The sequence below is a fragment of the Morganella sp. TYF_1 genome (assembly GCF_043105645.1).
Classification (GTDB): domain Bacteria; phylum Pseudomonadota; class Gammaproteobacteria; order Enterobacterales; family Enterobacteriaceae; genus Morganella; species Morganella morganii_B.
Genome location: NZ_JBICLU010000026.1, coordinates 36,317 through 52,535 on the forward strand (window position 1 = coordinate 36,317; position 16,219 = coordinate 52,535).

General features: G+C 50.6%; 12 protein-coding genes. 6 read left to right on the top strand and 6 right to left on the bottom strand.

What is annotated here, in order from left to right:
* The first annotated feature begins 5 nt into the window (after positions 1 to 5).
* Positions 6 to 668 carry an iron-sulfur cluster repair protein YtfE gene (ytfE, locus tag ACF8OF_RS13465; RefSeq protein ID WP_262882559.1) on the top strand — a complete coding sequence of 221 codons (663 nt, stop codon included), beginning with the start codon at positions 6 to 8 and terminating at the stop codon, positions 666 to 668.
* A gap of 1 nt (position 669) precedes the next feature.
* Here ytfE and ACF8OF_RS13470 read toward each other — a convergent pair whose 3' ends face one another.
* The 3 genes from ACF8OF_RS13470 to ACF8OF_RS13480 form a co-directional block, all read right to left on the bottom strand.
* Positions 670 to 939 carry a hypothetical protein gene (locus ACF8OF_RS13470; RefSeq protein ID WP_392496941.1) on the bottom strand — a complete coding sequence of 90 codons (270 nt, stop codon included), beginning with the start codon at positions 937 to 939 and terminating at the stop codon, positions 670 to 672.
* A gap of 281 nt (positions 940 to 1,220) precedes the next feature.
* Complete coding sequence (locus ACF8OF_RS13475) at positions 1,221 to 1,541, bottom strand: hypothetical protein (protein ID WP_349467341.1); 321 nt, start codon at positions 1,539 to 1,541, stop codon at positions 1,221 to 1,223.
* 566 nt (positions 1,542 to 2,107) lie between these two features.
* Positions 2,108 to 3,109, bottom strand: coding sequence for a 2-hydroxyacid dehydrogenase (locus tag ACF8OF_RS13480; protein WP_262859204.1), 1,002 nt, complete (start codon positions 3,107 to 3,109; stop codon positions 2,108 to 2,110).
* A 156-nt stretch (positions 3,110 to 3,265) separates the two neighbouring features.
* Between ACF8OF_RS13480 and ACF8OF_RS13485 the strand changes: the two genes are divergently transcribed.
* The 3 genes from ACF8OF_RS13485 to ACF8OF_RS13495 are packed head-to-tail and all read left to right on the top strand — an operon-like array spanning position 3,266 to position 6,428.
* Positions 3,266 to 5,875: a YdbH family protein gene (locus ACF8OF_RS13485; RefSeq protein WP_392496942.1), complete on the top strand. Its 2,610-nt coding sequence runs from the start codon at positions 3,266 to 3,268 to the stop codon at positions 5,873 to 5,875.
* Between the two features lie 17 nt (positions 5,876 to 5,892).
* On the top strand, positions 5,893 to 6,084 hold the full coding sequence (locus ACF8OF_RS13490) for a YnbE family lipoprotein (protein WP_004237534.1): 192 nt from the start codon (positions 5,893 to 5,895) through the stop codon (positions 6,082 to 6,084).
* Between the two features lie 8 nt (positions 6,085 to 6,092).
* The gene (locus ACF8OF_RS13495) at positions 6,093 to 6,428 is read left to right on the top strand and encodes a YdbL family protein (RefSeq protein ID WP_029991009.1); all 336 of its coding nucleotides are present in this window, start codon (positions 6,093 to 6,095) and stop codon (positions 6,426 to 6,428) included.
* A gap of 249 nt (positions 6,429 to 6,677) precedes the next feature.
* Here the strand turns inward: ACF8OF_RS13495 and ACF8OF_RS13500 are convergent, their stop codons facing one another.
* Positions 6,678 to 7,283 (bottom strand): FMN-dependent NADH-azoreductase, encoded by a 606-nt coding sequence (locus ACF8OF_RS13500; protein WP_262859202.1) that lies wholly within the window; start codon positions 7,281 to 7,283, stop codon positions 6,678 to 6,680.
* A 174-nt stretch (positions 7,284 to 7,457) separates the two neighbouring features.
* Here ACF8OF_RS13500 and hrpA point away from each other — a divergent pair, with 174 nt between their 5' ends.
* Positions 7,458 to 11,429 carry an ATP-dependent RNA helicase HrpA gene (gene hrpA, locus ACF8OF_RS13505; RefSeq protein WP_392496943.1) on the top strand — a complete coding sequence of 1,324 codons (3,972 nt, stop codon included), beginning with the start codon at positions 7,458 to 7,460 and terminating at the stop codon, positions 11,427 to 11,429.
* Between the two features lie 252 nt (positions 11,430 to 11,681).
* Here hrpA and ACF8OF_RS13510 read toward each other — a convergent pair whose 3' ends face one another.
* Together ACF8OF_RS13510 and ydgH are read right to left on the bottom strand one after the other, a co-directional pair.
* Positions 11,682 to 13,073: an amino acid permease gene (locus ACF8OF_RS13510; RefSeq protein WP_262882563.1), complete on the bottom strand. Its 1,392-nt coding sequence runs from the start codon at positions 13,071 to 13,073 to the stop codon at positions 11,682 to 11,684.
* A gap of 264 nt (positions 13,074 to 13,337) precedes the next feature.
* The gene (gene ydgH / locus ACF8OF_RS13515) at positions 13,338 to 14,294 is read right to left on the bottom strand and encodes a DUF1471 family protein YdgH (RefSeq protein WP_262882564.1); all 957 of its coding nucleotides are present in this window, start codon (positions 14,292 to 14,294) and stop codon (positions 13,338 to 13,340) included.
* A 392-nt stretch (positions 14,295 to 14,686) separates the two neighbouring features.
* On the opposite strand from ydgH, the gene pntA reads away from it, so the two are divergent.
* Positions 14,687 to 16,216, top strand: coding sequence for a Re/Si-specific NAD(P)(+) transhydrogenase subunit alpha (gene pntA, locus ACF8OF_RS13520; protein WP_279800181.1), 1,530 nt, complete (start codon positions 14,687 to 14,689; stop codon positions 16,214 to 16,216).
* Positions 16,217 to 16,219 lie beyond the last annotated feature (3 nt).

Here is a 16,219-nt window from a genome sequence, read left to right on the forward strand (position 1 = left end):
CAAAAATGACATTACGTGAAAAAACCCTGGGTGAACTGGCACTGTCTGTAAATGGTGCATCGGCACTTTTCCGCCGTTATGACCTGGATTTCTGCTGCGGCGGAAAACGGACGCTGGCAACAGCGGCAGAGAAAAAATCCCTGAATATCGATGAAATTGAACAGGCATTACTCGCCCTGAAAGATGAGGCACCGGTGCAGGACTGGCGGAAAGCGCCGTTGGGCGACATTATCGCTTTTATTATTACCCGTTATCACGATCGCCACCGCGCACAGTTGCCGGAGCTGATTTTACAGGCAGAAAAAGTGGAGCGGGTACATGCTGCCAAAGCCAGTGTCCCGAAAGGGCTGGCCCGGCAGCTGACTGCACTGCATGAAGAACTGACCTCACATATGATGAAAGAGGAACAGGTGCTGTTTCCGATGATCTGCAACGGCATGGGGCCGCAGGCGGCGGGGCCGGTACAGGTGATGGAAGCAGAGCATGATGATGCGGGGGATATTGTGGAGGTTATTAAGTTTATCACCAACAATGTCACACCGCCGGAGGAAGCCTGCACAACCTGGCGGGTGCTGTATAACGGCATCAATACATTCATCGATGATTTGATGGAACACATCAGCCTGGAGAATAACTTACTGTTCCCGCGTGCCCTGGCCGGGAAATAGTTCAGTCGCTGAGATCATGACGGAACAGCGGGATATATTGTCCGCCTTGCTGTTCCGTCTGTTGCTTTTCTTCCTTATTCCAGCCGTAGTTAACAGCACGGCTGACGGCGCCGGAGTCCCGGAGGGTGACAATCAGTGAGGCCGCCGGGGTTGCCGTGTATGCAGAGAGTGCCCGGATAAGTATATTCAGTTCATCACGGGTGAACATGACCTGTGATTCAGGCGCAGTGGTTTGCAAGCGTTGTAACAGAATTACCAGGTGGTCATCCATTAATTTTGCCTCTTTTTTTTACCGGTATCATTAAAATTACTTAATTTAAAGGTAACGGTACCATATGATAAAAAAGAGAACTACCGGCTGAATCTGATAGTAACAATGGCGGATATGGAGATGGTTTTTTCTTTATCACAAATAAAAAAATCAAACACCCGGAGATGTTTGATTTAAGTGAGGTCTGTTATTTATTGTTTTTGATTTTACGGGATATGTGTTGTTTTTAATGACCCCGTTATTTTGTTTTTATATTTGCTGTGTAGTATATCTTTGCCAAATCAGCGATAGCTTACAGTAACAATATGTTTTTCTGAATCAGATGAAACAGGTGCGATGTTTACTTCACCAATATTATCCGGTATTAATGTGCCGTTAAGTTTATTGCCTGCCTGAATACTGCCATTAAATTTGGTCGTATCGCCGGCGCGGTAGCATTCGGTATTCACACTGTTACCGGATACCCGGTAAGTGCAGGGTGCTTCTGTCAGTGACCCGTAGAAATGAATGACACCGCCTTGCTGGCCCTGTAATGACTCACTGTGTGCGACAAAAGATAATGCAATACCTGCAATTAAAACTAAACGGTTTAACATAGACATATTTTTACTCTCTGTATTCGATATTAACCGGAAGCATCCCGTTTTAATATTATGGGAAAGCCTCCGCTAATAACATCACGAATGATAGTTTACGGTTAATGATAATATATGGTTGCTGCGTCTTACTTTATAGATGCAATGTTACATCAATATAATTAAACAGAGCCATAACAAAGAGAATGCCGTAACAAAACTGTGTCTGTTGTGTGTGTTCTCTTTATTTAGGCTTTGTTTATTAAGTATGAGTTATAATGCGGACATTAAAACAAAAAATAGATTAATCAATATCTGTATCCTGTCCGCCCCGTTCGGGGCTTCTTTTATCCGGAATATATTTACTCTTAAATCTGACCAATATCGAAGGGAATATCAGCTGCCGTGATTATTGAGAAAATCTCATCAAAAAACTGAGGCGAATCTTAGCATCAAAAATTGAGATGAGCAAAATTGAGAATAAACTTAATGACACTGCCTAAGTTTATGTTTCTTGGTTTTTTTATAACCAAAATCCCGGAGAACAGGATAAAATCCCCGGGATTAAATTGTAATGTTCTGTGTAGTAGTCACTAGTTTTGTAACACTGCGTTACAGGATGTTTCGCCATTATAGAGGGCAGTGATGTTTTCCAGCGTGGTTTCGCTGATACTCAGCAGTGCTTCTTCTGTCAGAAACGCCTGATGACCAGTGAACAGTACGTTATGACAGGAGGAAAGGCGGCGGAACACATCATCCTGAATCACATCATTTGATTTATCCTCAAAAAATAAATCCCTTTCGTTTTCATAGACATCCATGCCAAGTGCGCCAATTTTTTGTTGTTTGAGGGCATTAATCGCGGCAACGGAATCAATCAGTGCTCCGCGGCTGGTGTTGATTATCATCACACCGTCTTTCATTTTGGCAAATGCGGCTTCATTCAGCAGGTGGTGGTTTTCCGGTGTCAGCGGGCAGTGGAGAGAAATCACATCAGACTGTGCGAACAGGGTGTTCAGATCGACATACTCTGCACCCAGATCCAGCGCTGTCTGGTTAGGGTAAGGGTCAGAGACCAGCAGACGCATCCCGAATCCCTTTAATATCCGCAGTACGGCCAGCCCGATTTTGCCTGTCCCGACAACCCCGGCAGTGCGGTTATGCATATTAAAACCGGTCAGACCTTCGAGAGAAAAGTTAGCATCACGGGTGCGCTGATAAGCCCGGTGAATACGGCGGTTCAGGCTCAGCATCATGCCGACAGCATGCTCTGCCACGGCTTCCGGTGAATAGGCCGGAACACGGACAACCTGAATACCCAGTTCTTTTGCAGCGGCTAAATCCACGTTATTAAAACCTGCACAGCGCAGTGCGAGGATTCTGATATTGAGATCCGCCAGTTCCTGTAATACTTCCCGGTTCGCATCATCATTAACAAAGATACAGACAGCATCGGCACCCACTGCGTTTTTTGCGGTCTGTTGTGTCAGCGGGAAATCAAAATATTCGATATCATACTGAAAGCGCGGATCCTGATTAATCAAATCCATATGTTTGCTGTCGTAATGTTTGGTACTGTAACTGACGATTTTCATCGGGGTTCCTCCGCTAAAAAAATAAATCGCTACACTAAACCGGATAGCCCTGACAAAATAGGGCGGTCCTGTGTTCAGAAATGATTGAAATCTGCTGACTACAGTATAACGCTTAGTTGATGTATCTGTAACCGGGGAACTGCACCTCTGAGGTCTATGAAAAAATTACTGAAAGTGCTGGTGGTACTGCTTGTTCTGCTGATGATTATCCTCCCGGCGGCCTGGCTGACAATGCCGTGCTGGCTGCCTGCCGTGGTGAAATCCTCTCTGCCTGATGGCGTTACATTGTCACTTTCTCAGCCGAAAATTCGTGCCGGTGGTCTCTATATAGAAGAAGTGTCTCTCCGCAGTAATGCCTGCCTGCTGGCAGGCGGGGAAAAGTTATCACTTCACTATCAGCGCGGCGGTCACTGGGTTATTGATGCCGGTTCACTGATCGGTGATGCGGATTGCTTTCAGAAATTACCTTCCGGCTCTGAAGATACAGACAGTACACCGGTTGATATCGGCGCGCTGTTATCGCGGCTGCCGCCGGTGACGCTGACCGCTGATACTGTTATCCCCGTGCCCTGGCAGAGGTATCAGGGAAAACTGAGCCTGACAACCGCACCCGGCCGGGGACAGCATCTGAGTTATCAGGGAGAGAATATTCAGGCGGAACTGGCGGTTGATCCGGCGCTGAACCTGACCTTGTCACAACTGGACGCCACTATCGGTGATGAAAAATTTGCCCTCAGCGGCGCACTGACTCTGCCGCTGAATACGGCGGCGCTGCCCGGAAAAGGCGGTTTGCAGGCGGAAATTACAACCACATACCGGCCACAGCCGCTGAGAGTGACCTTTGACTGGCAGGGACGGCAGGGTGTGCTGGCTCTGAGCGAAACCGATCCGCAGACTGTGCTGCTGAATATTCCCTGGGAAGCCACGGCGGAAAGCATTCTGATTAAAAACGGGGAATGGCGCTGGGATGAGTGGGAGCAGCCACTGAAGGGAACGATCAGCGCAGAACTGAAAAACTGGCTCGCCTCACCGGCGGATATGCTTGTGGGCGCCCGGATCTCCGTGACCACGCAGGGTGTGCGCGGTAAAGGTACAGTGGTATTGCAGTTACCGGAAACACCGCTGCCGCTGACTGAATTTGATATTCCTTTTGAGCTGGCCGGGCAGGTCAATCACAATGATATGTGGGCAGCCGGACGGGTACCGGCGGTACTGACCGGCACATTTGCTGACCCACTGATCCGGTTACGCTCCGGGGCGCTGGTGCGGGCACGCGGGAAGCTCAGTCCGGATTTTCTGGTGGAAGAACTGCGTCTGCCGCTGGCGGGAACGTCGTTGTCACAGCAGGGAATTTCCGGGCCGCTGGATGCCATTGTGACGGTGAATAATCCGGAGCTGGGGCGTTACCGCTTTCAGATGAAAGGCCAGGCGCGGGAATTTCTGCCGGATAACGGACGCTGGTACTGGCAAATCTGGGGAAAAGGCCGGATGAAGCCGCTGAATGCGGACTGGACATTCTCCGGCGCCGGTTCCTGGCTGGATGAGGAAATCCGCATCCGCAAACTGAATACCGGATTCAATGGTATCCGCTACGGCGTCATGTCAATGGATGCCCCGGCGCTGACACTGCTGTCTCCGCTGATCTGGACCCGGACCGGCGGACAGGAGAAACTGTCCGGTAAAGTGCAGCTGACCACCCGTAAAATCCGGCTGGATAACAGTTATCTGCCGTCCGCTACCTTTGATATGACGTTGGATGGCCGTGATCCGCGTGATTTTTCTGTTAAAGGCAAACTGTCAGCCGGAAAAAATATCGGACCGATACATTACTGGAGCCGCTGGGACGGCGTTCGTCTGCGTGGTGAGGCGCGCTGGCCGGAGCAGGATATGCGGGCATTTCAGACGCTGATCCCGGCCGATCTGGGGATCACACTGCGCAATGGTGTTTTCTATGCCCAGGCAGCGTATTCCGCCGCGCCGGGGCAGGGATTTGTGGCCGGCGGGCACTGGGTGGTCAAACAGGCGGGCATGTGGCTGAAAGACGGCGAAGTGGACGGTGTGGATTTTGTGCTGCCGTGGCGTCTTTCGGACAGCCGCTGGCAGCTCGGCAGTAAAACGCCGGTGATGCTGCGTATTGCGCGGGTTGAGAATCTGTTTGACGTGACGGATATTAAAGCCGATTTACAGGGCTATTATCCGTACGATGATGCCTATCCGCTGAAACTGTCCGGCGTCAGTCTGGATGTGCTGGGCGGGCAGGTGACTATGCCGTTGCTGACTATTCCGCAGAAAACCGCAGCGGTGATAAAGCTGGATAAGCTGAATACCGGCCCGCTGATCAATACGCTGAAGGTGACACAGTTTGCCCTTGAAGGCAGTATCAGCGGGGAATTGCCGTTTTATATTGATAATCCGCAGTGGATTGTGCATAACGGTTGGGTGGAAAACGACGAACCGCTGACCCTCAATCTGGATAATCAGTTTGTTGAATCGGTCAGTGAAAATAATATTTCAGCGGGTACGGCGATTAACTGGCTGGATTATCTGGTGATGAAGCGGGTGCGGACGGATGTCAATCTCACCAACCTGGGTGTCCTGACAATGTCATCGGTGATTTCCGGCTATAATCCGGTACTGGATGCACGGCGGACGGTAAACCTGAATTACCGGCATGAGGAAAATGTGTTTCAGTTATGGCGAAGTCTGCGTTTCGGCAGCAATCTGGAAGCCTGGCTGGAAAAGAGTATTTCACAGAATCAGGAGTAACCTCCGACGGAGTCAGAATGAAAAAATGGATAGCAGGTGCGGTATTACCGCTGATGATTATCGCGCTTAACGGGTGTCTGCGGGTGGAAGTCGCTACACCGGACAAACCCATTGATATCAATATGAATGTCAAAATTGAACATGAAATTAATGTCAAAATTGACCGTCAGGTTGAAGATTTGCTGAAAAATAACTCAGCGATATTTTGAGGTGAATAATGCGTAAATTCATTAACAGCGGGCTGGCTGCGCTGACATTACTGATCAGTACCTCCGCGTTTGCCCTGACCCTGGATGAAGCCAAACAGCAGGGACTGGTGGGCGAAACCTTCAGTGGTTATATCGCAGCGGTGGATAAAGCATCGTCACGGCAGGATGTCAGCGGTCTGGTGAAAGAGATTAATACAGCACGGACGCAAAAATACAGCGAACTGGCACAAACCAACCGGATGAAAGCGGATGAAGTGGCTAAAATCGCCGGACAGAAACTGGTGACCCGCGCACCGCAGGGAGAATATGTGCTCGGTATCAACGGTAAATGGCTGAAGAAATAGCGCCGCAGAAAAAAAACAGCGCCGGATTATCCGGCGCGCAGGCCGTTGACAAGCCCGGAGGGATTGGCGACGACCGACAGAGGTTGTAAAAATAAACGAGGAAAATCAATTTATTGATTTTCGGCTGATAACACAAAGCAGGAAAAACCACGTTTTATCCTGCTTTGTCAGCAAGTTCTGCGCCGGATGACCTGGCGCGGAACAAGGATGATTAATGATGATACTGCTTGTTTTTATGTTGTTATCCGGTTATGCGGAAAGCGCTTCAACGCACTGACGGGCATTCTGCTGTGCTTTTTCAGCAAAATCTTCACCCATCGAGACACCTTCGGCATAAATAAACTCAATATCACTGATCCCGATAAAACCCAGGAACTGCGTCATAAACGGCACAATCAGGTCAGAGGTCTGATCGCGGTGGAAACCGCCGCGGGCGGTGAGGACAATCGCACGTTTGCCCGACACCAGCCCTTCGGCACCGTTTTCGGTATAGCGGAACGTTTTACCGGCAGCAGCAATGAAATCCAGATAGGTTTTCAGTTGTGTCGGTATCGTGAAGTTATACATTGGTGCGGTGAATACGATAACGTCGTGTGCAAAAAGCTCATCAATCAGTTCAGTCTGTAATGCATTTGCGGACTGCTGACGCTGTGTTAAGGTGCCGCCTGCCGGCGCGTGCATACCGGAAACAATTTCGTTATCCAGCACCGGTACCGGGTCTGCACTCAGATCGCGGACAGTGATCGCATCATCTGCATGATTTTTCCGCCATTGTCCGATAAAATAATCCGCCATTTTGTTGGTGTGTGAGTAGTCCGCAAGAATACTGGATTTCAGAACGAGAACTTTTTGCATAGTAAACCTTGTTATTGTGATTCAGCTTATTTATTACGTAATCAGTGTATGAAAGCCGCTGCATAAAGAACAGCAGATAAATTCGGCGCATAACATCAAAAAATCTGACCATAGCCGGATATGGCAAGTTTAATCAGGATGTGCAGTGTGTGTTACTCCGAAAACGGGATAACAATGACAGAGGGGAGACCCGCCGCACAAAAAGCCAAACCGTACAGACGGCACAAAATTACCGACCAGAAGGACAGCAAGGTGAATTCCCTTCTTAATGAATTAAAACAGTTAATCCCTCATTTATCGCTGCGGGAGCAGCATCAGTTCCGCAAACGGCTGGCGGGGGTGGCGAAGATCCGCAACCCGGAATCGCAGCAGAAGGTGCTGGCAGGGTTACAGGATGAGATGCTGCGCGGTATTACCCGCACAGAGCTGCGTATTGCCAACCGGCCGGAAATTACCTATCCGGATAATCTGCCGGTCTCACAGAAGCGTGAAGCTATTTATAACGCGATCCGTGATAATCAGGTGGTGATCATCGCGGGGGAAACCGGATCCGGGAAAACCACGCAGATCCCGAAAATCTGTCTGGAGCTGGGACGCGGTATCACCGGGTTTATCGGCCATACTCAGCCGCGCCGTCTGGCTGCGCGGACTGTGGCCTCCCGCATTGCGGATGAGCTGAAAGTCCCGCTTGGCGGCGCTGTCGGTTATAAAGTCCGTTTCAGCGATCAGGTCAGTGATAATTCGCTGGTTAAGCTGATGACGGACGGGATCCTGCTGGCAGAGTTACAGCAGGACAAGCTGCTGCTGCAATATGACACCATTATCATCGATGAAGCGCATGAACGCAGTCTGAATATCGATTTTATCCTTGGCTATCTGCGTCAGCTGCTGCCGAAACGTCCGGATCTGAAAGTGATCATCACCTCCGCGACCATTGATCCGGAGCGGTTTTCCCGTCATTTCGGTAATGCACCGATTATTGAAGTCTCCGGGCGTACCTATCCGGTGGAAGTCCGTTATCGTCCTGTGATGGGTGAAGAGAATGACTCGGATCGTGACCTGACTCAGGGCATTCTGGATGCGGTGCATGAGCTGGGACGGGAAAGTGCCGGGGATATTCTTATCTTTATGAGCGGAGAGCGGGAGATCCGTGAAACCGCCGATGCGCTGAATAAAGCCGATTTGCGCCATACCGAAGTGCTGCCGTTGTTTGCCCGTCTTTCCAACAGCGAACAGAACCGGATTTTTCAGCCCCACACCGGGCGGCGTATCGTGCTGGCGACCAACGTGGCGGAAACATCACTGACCGTTCCGGGCATCAAATATGTGATTGATACCGGGTTTGCCCGTGTCAGCCGCTACAGTTACCGGACAAAAGTTCAGCGCCTGCCGATAGAACCGATTTCACAGGCTTCGGCAAACCAGCGGAAAGGGCGTTGCGGCCGTGTTTCTGACGGGATCTGCATCCGCCTCTATTCTGAGGATGATTTCCTGTCACGACCGGAATTTACCGACCCGGAAATTCTGCGTACCAACCTGGCCTCCGTTATTCTGCAGATGACCGCGATCGGGTTGGGGGATATCGCTGCCTTCCCGTTTGTGGAAGCGCCGGACAAACGCAATATTCAGGATGGCGTCAAACTGCTGGAAGAGCTGGGTGCTATCGATGGTAAAACCTCCGCTGAAGGGCATTATCATCTGACACAAACCGGCCGCCAGCTGGCAAAACTGCCGATTGACCCTCGTTTGGCGCGGATGGTGCTGGAAGCCCGTAACCACGGCGCGGTACGGGAAACCATGGTGATCGCTGCTGCTCTCTCCATCCAGGATCCCCGTGAGCGTCCACTGGAGAAACAGCAGGCGTCGGATGAAAAACACCGACGCTTTGCGGATAAAGAATCTGACTTTATTGCCTTTGTTAATCTGTGGAACTACCTGAAAGAGCAGCAGAACGTGTTATCTAACTCGCAGCTGCGCAAACAGTGTCGTCAGGAGTTTCTTAACTATCTGCGGATCCGGGAATGGCAGGATGTGTATACCCAGCTGCGTCAGGTGGTAAAAGAGCAGGGGATCCCGGTTAACAGCGAACCGGCGGATTATAAAAGTGTCCATCTGTCGCTTCTGAGCGGTCTGCTGTCCCATGTCGGGCAGAAAGACACGGAAAAACAGGAGTTCACCGGGGCGCGCAATGCGCGTTTCTCTGTCTTCCCGGGCTCCGGCTTATTTAAGAAGCCGCCGAAATGGGTCATGGTGGCGGAATTGGTGGAAACCAGCCGGTTATGGGGGCGTATTGCTGCCAAAATCGAACCGGAATGGATAGAGCCGCTGGCACCGCATCTGGTGAAATATCACTATAGCGAACCGCACTGGGAAAAATCACAAGGTGCGGTGATGGCAACGGAAAAAGTCACGCTCTACGGGCTGCCGGTTGTGGCGGGACGTCCGGTGAATTACGGTAATATCGACCCGGCGCTGTGTCGTGAACTCTTTATCCGTCATGCGCTGGTGGAAGGTGACTGGCTGACCCGTCATGCGTTCTTCCGGGAAAACCAGAAACTGCGCAACGAAGTGGAAGAGCTGGAACATAAATCCCGGCGCCGCGATATCCTGGTGGATGACGAAACGTTGTTCAGTTTCTACGATACCCGTCTGCCGCCGGATATTATCTCATCACGGCACTTTGATAACTGGTGGAAACGGGAACGGTTACAAAAACCGGATTTTCTCAATTATGAGAAAAACATGCTGATTCGCTCTGATGCTAATCAGGTGACGGCACAGGATTATCCGAACTACTGGTATCAGGGGGATCTGAAATTCCGCCTGAGTTATCAGTTTGAGCCCGGAACGGAAGCGGACGGCGTGACCGTACATATTCCGCTGCCGGTACTGAATCAGGTCAGTCCGGAAGGGTTTGACTGGCAGATCCCGGGACTGCGTGAAGAACTGGTTATTGCGCTGATCAAATCGTTGCCGAAACCGGTACGCCGTAATTTTGTGCCTGCACCAAACTATGCGGGCGCATTTATGGAGCGGGTGCCTGAGCCGCAGGGCGCGCTGCTGGATGCGCTGGAGCGGGAACTGCGCCGTATGACCGGTGTTACCGTTGATCGTGAATCCTGGCAGTTGGATCAGATCCCGTCACATCTGAAGATCACCTTCCGTATCACGGGGGATAAACAGAAAAAACTGGCGGAAGGTTACGATCTGGAAGCGCTGAAACTGAGCCTGAAAGCGCAGGTACAACAGACACTGTCCGATGTGGTCGATGACGGTATCGAACAAAGCGGTGCCCATATCTGGCGTTTCGGCGACATTCCCGGCTGTTATGAGCAAAAACGCGGTGGTTATGCGGTTAAAGCATATCCGGCGCTGGTGGATGAAAAACAGAGTGTCGGCATTAAGGTTTTTGAAACGGAATTCGAGCAGCAACTGGCGATGCAGGCGGGAACACGGCGTTTGCTGTTGCTGAATATTCCGTCGCCGATCAAATATCTGCATGAGAAATTACCGAACAAAGCCAAGCTGGGACTGTATTTTAACCCGTACGGCAAAGTGCTGGATCTGATTGATGACTGTATCGCCTGTGGTATCGACAAGCTGATCGCACAATACGGCGGCGTGGTCTGGCAGGAGGATAAATTCGCGCAGTTACAGGAATTTGTCCGGGCTGAGCTGAATGAAACCGTTGTCGGTATCGCGAAGCTGGTGGAGCAAATCCTGACCACCACATTTGCTATTAATAAACGCCTGAAAGGGCGGATTGATATGCAGATGGCGTTTGCCCTCTCTGACATCAAAGCACAAATGAGCGGTCTGGTTTTCCCGGGTTTTGTGACGGCGCACGGCTGGCAGCGTCTGCCGGATATCCTGCGCTATTTACAGGGGATAGAGCGGCGCATCGAAAAACTGGTATCTGACGTTAACCGCGACAGGGCGAACATGAGTAAAATCGAGCATGTTCAGAACCTGTGGAAGCAGTGGCAGGGTAAATTGTCACCGGTGGAGAAACGCAGACCGGAAGCGGAGGCGGTGCGCTGGATGATAGAAGAGTTGCGTATCAGTCTGTTTGCCCAGCAATTGGGGACACCGTATCCGGTTTCCGATAAACGGATTATTCAGGCAATGGAACAAATCAGCGGGTAAAGTGCCGTTTTTACGGTATACTGTTTATTTATCCAGTGTCGGTGATTATAGTAACAAACGGGCATATCATCGCCCGTTTTCTTTTGCCCTTTTTTTGTGCCTTTATCTTTTTAGTTACAACATACAATTTGTTTTTATCCACGTACTCTGCAGGAAGCAATGAAGTCTGTTTGTGTTTAGCAGCGAAAATTGGCGGGATGCGGGGGAGGTGATAAAAAAGCCGGTCAGTGACCGGCTCCTGTTATCAGATTTTCAGCGCACCAGATACCAGAGTGCGGGAACTGCTGCTATCAGCAGGGCAGCAATAATGCTCCATTCGATAAAATGCAGTGTGGTTTTTATCTCACGGTTTTTCAGGGCATACAAAAATACCAGAATACCCGGTGCATACAGCACAACGGACAGCATCAGATTGATAATGCCGGATGCATAAATCAGCCATAAGCCATACAGGGCTGCGATCATGCCAACACCGAGCAGTGCCGGTTTTTTCATTCTCAGGGCGGTTTTTACCAGGAATGCACCGACCAGGAAATAAGGCACCAGAATCATTTCAGAAGCAATGGTCAGCAGCGTATTATAATTACTGCCGCTGAGCCAGATCAGCACCAGTGCCAGCTGTACCGCACCGTTAGTCATCCATAAAGAGGAGGATGGGGCATTATTCGCGTTCTGTTTTTTAAACGGTGACGGGAAAGAGCCATGTAATGCGGCAATAAACGGCACTTCGGCAGCCATAATTGTCCAGCTCAGATACGCACCGCAGACTGAAATAATCAGACCTGCTGCGATAATAATCTCACCGCTGCCGCCAATCAGATTCACCATCAGAGTTGCCATCGATGGATTACGCATTTCTGCCAGTTCAGGACGGGCAACCACCCCCATTGACAGCAGGGTAACCAGGATATAAATCGTCAGTGCGGAAATCACCGCCATCATGGTCGCCAGACCGACATCTTTACGGCGGCGGGCACGGGCGGAAACCACAACGGCACCTTCAATCCCGATAAACACCCACAGGGTGATCAGCATGGTATCTTTCACCTGCTGCCACACCGGCACACCGAGATCCACACCGGTGAAATCCAGATGGAAAGTATCCCAGCGGAACGCGATCACCGCCAGCACGATAAACAGGCCGAGCGGCACCAGTTTGGCGAACGTTGCCAGCTTGTTGATACCGGCGGCAGTCTGTACCCCGCGCAGCACCAGACAATGCACAAACCACAGCAGAACAGATTCACCAATCAGCGCCTGCCAGGTATTTCCGTCACCGAAAACAATGTTACCCGGGGTATCCGTAAAAAAGCTGAACGCCGCAAACACAATCACCAGATAGGAGACGTTGGCGATCACCGCACATAACCAGTATCCCCAGGCGGAGCAAAAACCAATCAGCTCTCCGAAACCGTCTTTGGCATAGGTAAAGATGCCGCCGTCGAGATCCGGACGCAGCCGGGAGAGCAGCAGCAGGGCGAAAGCCAGAAAGAGGATACCGACACCGGTAATTGACCAGCCGATAATAAGTGCAGCCGGACTGGCCACTTCGGCCATATTCTGCGGAAGACTAAACACACCGGCACCGACCATAGAACTGAGCACTAAAGCGGTGAGCGCGGTTAAACTGAGTTTCTTATCCAAAAGACCTTCCCGGTAAATCTGATGCGGTAAGCAGGGGATTCATGCAGTCAATCTGACTGAATACGCAAAAATTGGCGCTGATTGTACGGATACGCGGCGGGATATGCAATGTTTAATCATGCATTAATTGCATTATATTATGCATATTTACTGTTTATCAGAATGACAGCAGAAGAATGTAGTGAAAGTGTTAATACCACAGCGGGAAGCCATAAAAAAAGCGTATCTGAGATACGCTTTTTCCGGTGAACTGTCAGGCGGTGATTATTTAAATAAGTCGGCGCTGATAGTCACGTTACCGCCGCTGGACTGCCACTGGCGGGTGATATGGTAATATTTCGCCCCTTTGGCTGCCGCACGTTTAGCGACCTGATAAGAGACTTCCGGTGACGTGGTGTAGTAACCGGTGAAGGTCACGCTGTCAAACGGCGCCATAACAGCGGCTGATGCTTTGTTCAGTTCCTGAACCTGGGTGCCGTCCGGCAGCGTGACGGTATAACGACCGCTGCGGGAGGACTGAGTTTCAAAGAAACGGCCGACATTATTACCGGCGGTATCAGTGGAAGAGGCTACGCCCGGGATTTCAACCTGTTTGGCGGCTTCGCCACCGGCAGCCAGTGCGGCACGACCGGCATCTGAATCCGCAGGGATCAGCGCTTCTTCTGTCTGCAGTACACGTTTTGGTGCATCCGCTTTATAGACATAGGCAGTGACCAGCTGGTTGCCGCCATCGTTGGTGAAAATATTACGGACGATAAAGAAAGAGGCCGCACCTTTTTTCACTGCTTCTTTGGCGATAGCATCGTTCAGATCTGGACTGTTGGCAAAAAAACCGCTGACAGTGACGGTATCAAACGGCTGAAGGCCGATAGCATCTTTCTCAGGTAATTCATTAATGCCACGGAACTGGCGGTAGCCTTTTTTCTCGGCCGGCGGTGCATCACGGTGGTAAACATCCGCAACAACGCGCATATTGCCATTGTTGTTCAGATCATCGAGGCTCTGGATATAGAAAGCATCGGCACCCATTTTGTCTGCTTTACGCGAAACGGCAGCTGCGGCTTCATAAATAGCATTAAAACGCCCTGTAACTGCAATCCGCTCAAATGGCTGGTACTGAGCGGCCTGTTCCGGTGTTAATTCCTGTGCCGCCTGAGCGGGGAGCAGACTGGTAAATGAAAAAAACATCGCAGATGCGATGACCGTTGTTTTCAGCTTCATACAAAATCCTTCCGCCTTGCGCAATTAATATTCATAACGTGCTGAACCTGTAAATTTTATATCCTGGCCGCACAATTATGACATGTATTTGTGCTTGTTGTCGCTTTAATTTATCGTGCAATCTAACGACTGTTAATCATACAGCTATTTTTACCATAAATTTATGCAATCATAGTCATTTATCGGCAAAAAATTTTTCCTCCCGGATAAATGCCGTTTTAATTTCATCCGGCAAACAAATTAGATGGATCGATATCACATTTTTCAGTAGCTTATTAGGACATATCGGATAAAAGGGTGCTTTTGATCTGAATTTGTGCAGTTGGTTGTTTTTTTACGCACATGTCCGACCAATCATCCGTAAAATACTTGAGCTTATATAAGGGAACATTATGCGTATTGGTGTACCAAAAGAGCGACAGTCCAGTGAAACCCGGGTCGCCGCCACGCCGGCAACAGTAATACAACTGAAAAAACTCGGATTTGATGTGGCTGTTGAAACAGGAGCCGGTCATCTTGCCAGTTTTGATGACAACGCTTACCGCGAAGCCGGTGCTGATATTGTCAGCACACAGGAAGCCTGGCAGTCTGACCTTATTTTTAAAGTGAATGCCCCTCAGGATGATGAAATTCCGCTGATGAAGGCGGGCAGTTCACTGGTCAGTTTTATCTGGCCGGCCCAGAACCCGCAGCTGCTGGAAAAACTGGCGGCACAGGGTGTCAACGTATTCGCGATGGATTCTGTACCGCGTATCTCACGCGCCCAGTCGCTGGACGCACTGAGTTCGATGGCCAATATCGCCGGTTACCGTGCGATTGTGGAAGCCGCCAACGCCTTCGGCCGTTTCTTCACCGGGCAGATCACCGCCGCCGGTAAAGTACCGCCTGCCAAAGTGCTGGTGATCGGCGCCGGTGTTGCCGGTCTGGCCGCCATCGGGGCGGCGGGCAGCCTCGGGGCTATTGTCCGTGCTTTTGATACCCGTCCTGAAGTAAAAGATCAGGTTAAAAGTATGGGTGCCGAATTCCTCGAACTCGATTTCGAAGAAAATGCAGGCAGCGGTGACGGTTACGCGAAAGTCATGTCGGAGGCCTTTATTAAGGCTGAGATGGCACTGTTTGCCGATCAGGCGAAAGAAGTGGATATTATTGTCACTACCGCGCTGATCCCGGGTAAACCGGCACCGAAACTCATCACCAGAGAAATGGTGGAGTCGATGAAATCAGGCAGCGTAATTGTTGACCTGGCGGCTCAGAACGGCGGTAACTGTGAACTGACGGTACCGGGTGAAATCCACACCACAGAAAACGGTGTCAAAATCATCGGTTACACCGACCTGGCAGCACGCCTTGCCACCCAGTCATCCCAGCTTTACGGCACCAACCTGGTGAACCTGATGAAGCTGATGTGTAAAGAGAAAGACGGGCAGATCAACATCGATTTTGATGATGTGGTGATCCGTGGTCTGACGGTAGTGAAAGCCGGTGAAATCACCTGGCCTGCACCACCGATTCAGGTATCCGCTCAGCCGCAGGCAAAACCGGCCGCTGTGAAAGCAGAGAAAAAACCGGAAAAACCGATGTCACCGTGGCTGAAATACGGCCTGATGGCACTGGCATTTATCCTGTTCTCCTGGCTGGCGAATGTGGCTCCGCCGGAATTCTTATCCCACTTTACCGTGTTCGCACTCTCCTGTGTGGTCGGCTATTACGTGGTCTGGAATGTCAGCCATGCACTGCATACCCCGCTGATGGCGGTGACCAACGCAATCTCGGGGATTATCGTTGTCGGCGCACTGCTGCAAATCGGCAGCGGCGGCTGGGTGACATTCTTCTCCTTTATTGCGGTACTGATTGCCAGTATCAATATTTTCGGCGGATTCACCGTCACACAGCGTATGCTTAAAATGTTTCGTAAGGGGTAATGA

Coding starts and splice junctions, on each gene's coding strand:
- ACF8OF_RS13490 (WP_004237534.1), top strand. CDS start 5,893: ATGAAAAAATGGATAGCAGGTGCGGTATTACCGCTGATGATTATCGCG.
- ACF8OF_RS13475 (WP_349467341.1), bottom strand. CDS start 1,541: ATGTCTATGTTAAACCGTTTAGTTTTAATTGCAGGTATTGCATTATCT.
- hrpA (WP_392496943.1), top strand. CDS start 7,458: ATGACAGAGGGGAGACCCGCCGCACAAAAAGCCAAACCGTACAGACGG.
- ACF8OF_RS13480 (WP_262859204.1), bottom strand. CDS start 3,109: ATGAAAATCGTCAGTTACAGTACCAAACATTACGACAGCAAACATATG.
- ACF8OF_RS13500 (WP_262859202.1), bottom strand. CDS start 7,283: ATGCAAAAAGTTCTCGTTCTGAAATCCAGTATTCTTGCGGACTACTCA.
- ACF8OF_RS13485 (WP_392496942.1), top strand. CDS start 3,266: ATGAAAAAATTACTGAAAGTGCTGGTGGTACTGCTTGTTCTGCTGATG.
- ACF8OF_RS13470 (WP_392496941.1), bottom strand. CDS start 939: ATGGATGACCACCTGGTAATTCTGTTACAACGCTTGCAAACCACTGCG.
- ytfE (WP_262882559.1), top strand. CDS start 6: ATGACATTACGTGAAAAAACCCTGGGTGAACTGGCACTGTCTGTAAAT.
- ydgH (WP_262882564.1), bottom strand. CDS start 14,294: ATGAAGCTGAAAACAACGGTCATCGCATCTGCGATGTTTTTTTCATTT.
- ACF8OF_RS13495 (WP_029991009.1), top strand. CDS start 6,093: ATGCGTAAATTCATTAACAGCGGGCTGGCTGCGCTGACATTACTGATC.
- pntA (WP_279800181.1), top strand. CDS start 14,687: ATGCGTATTGGTGTACCAAAAGAGCGACAGTCCAGTGAAACCCGGGTC.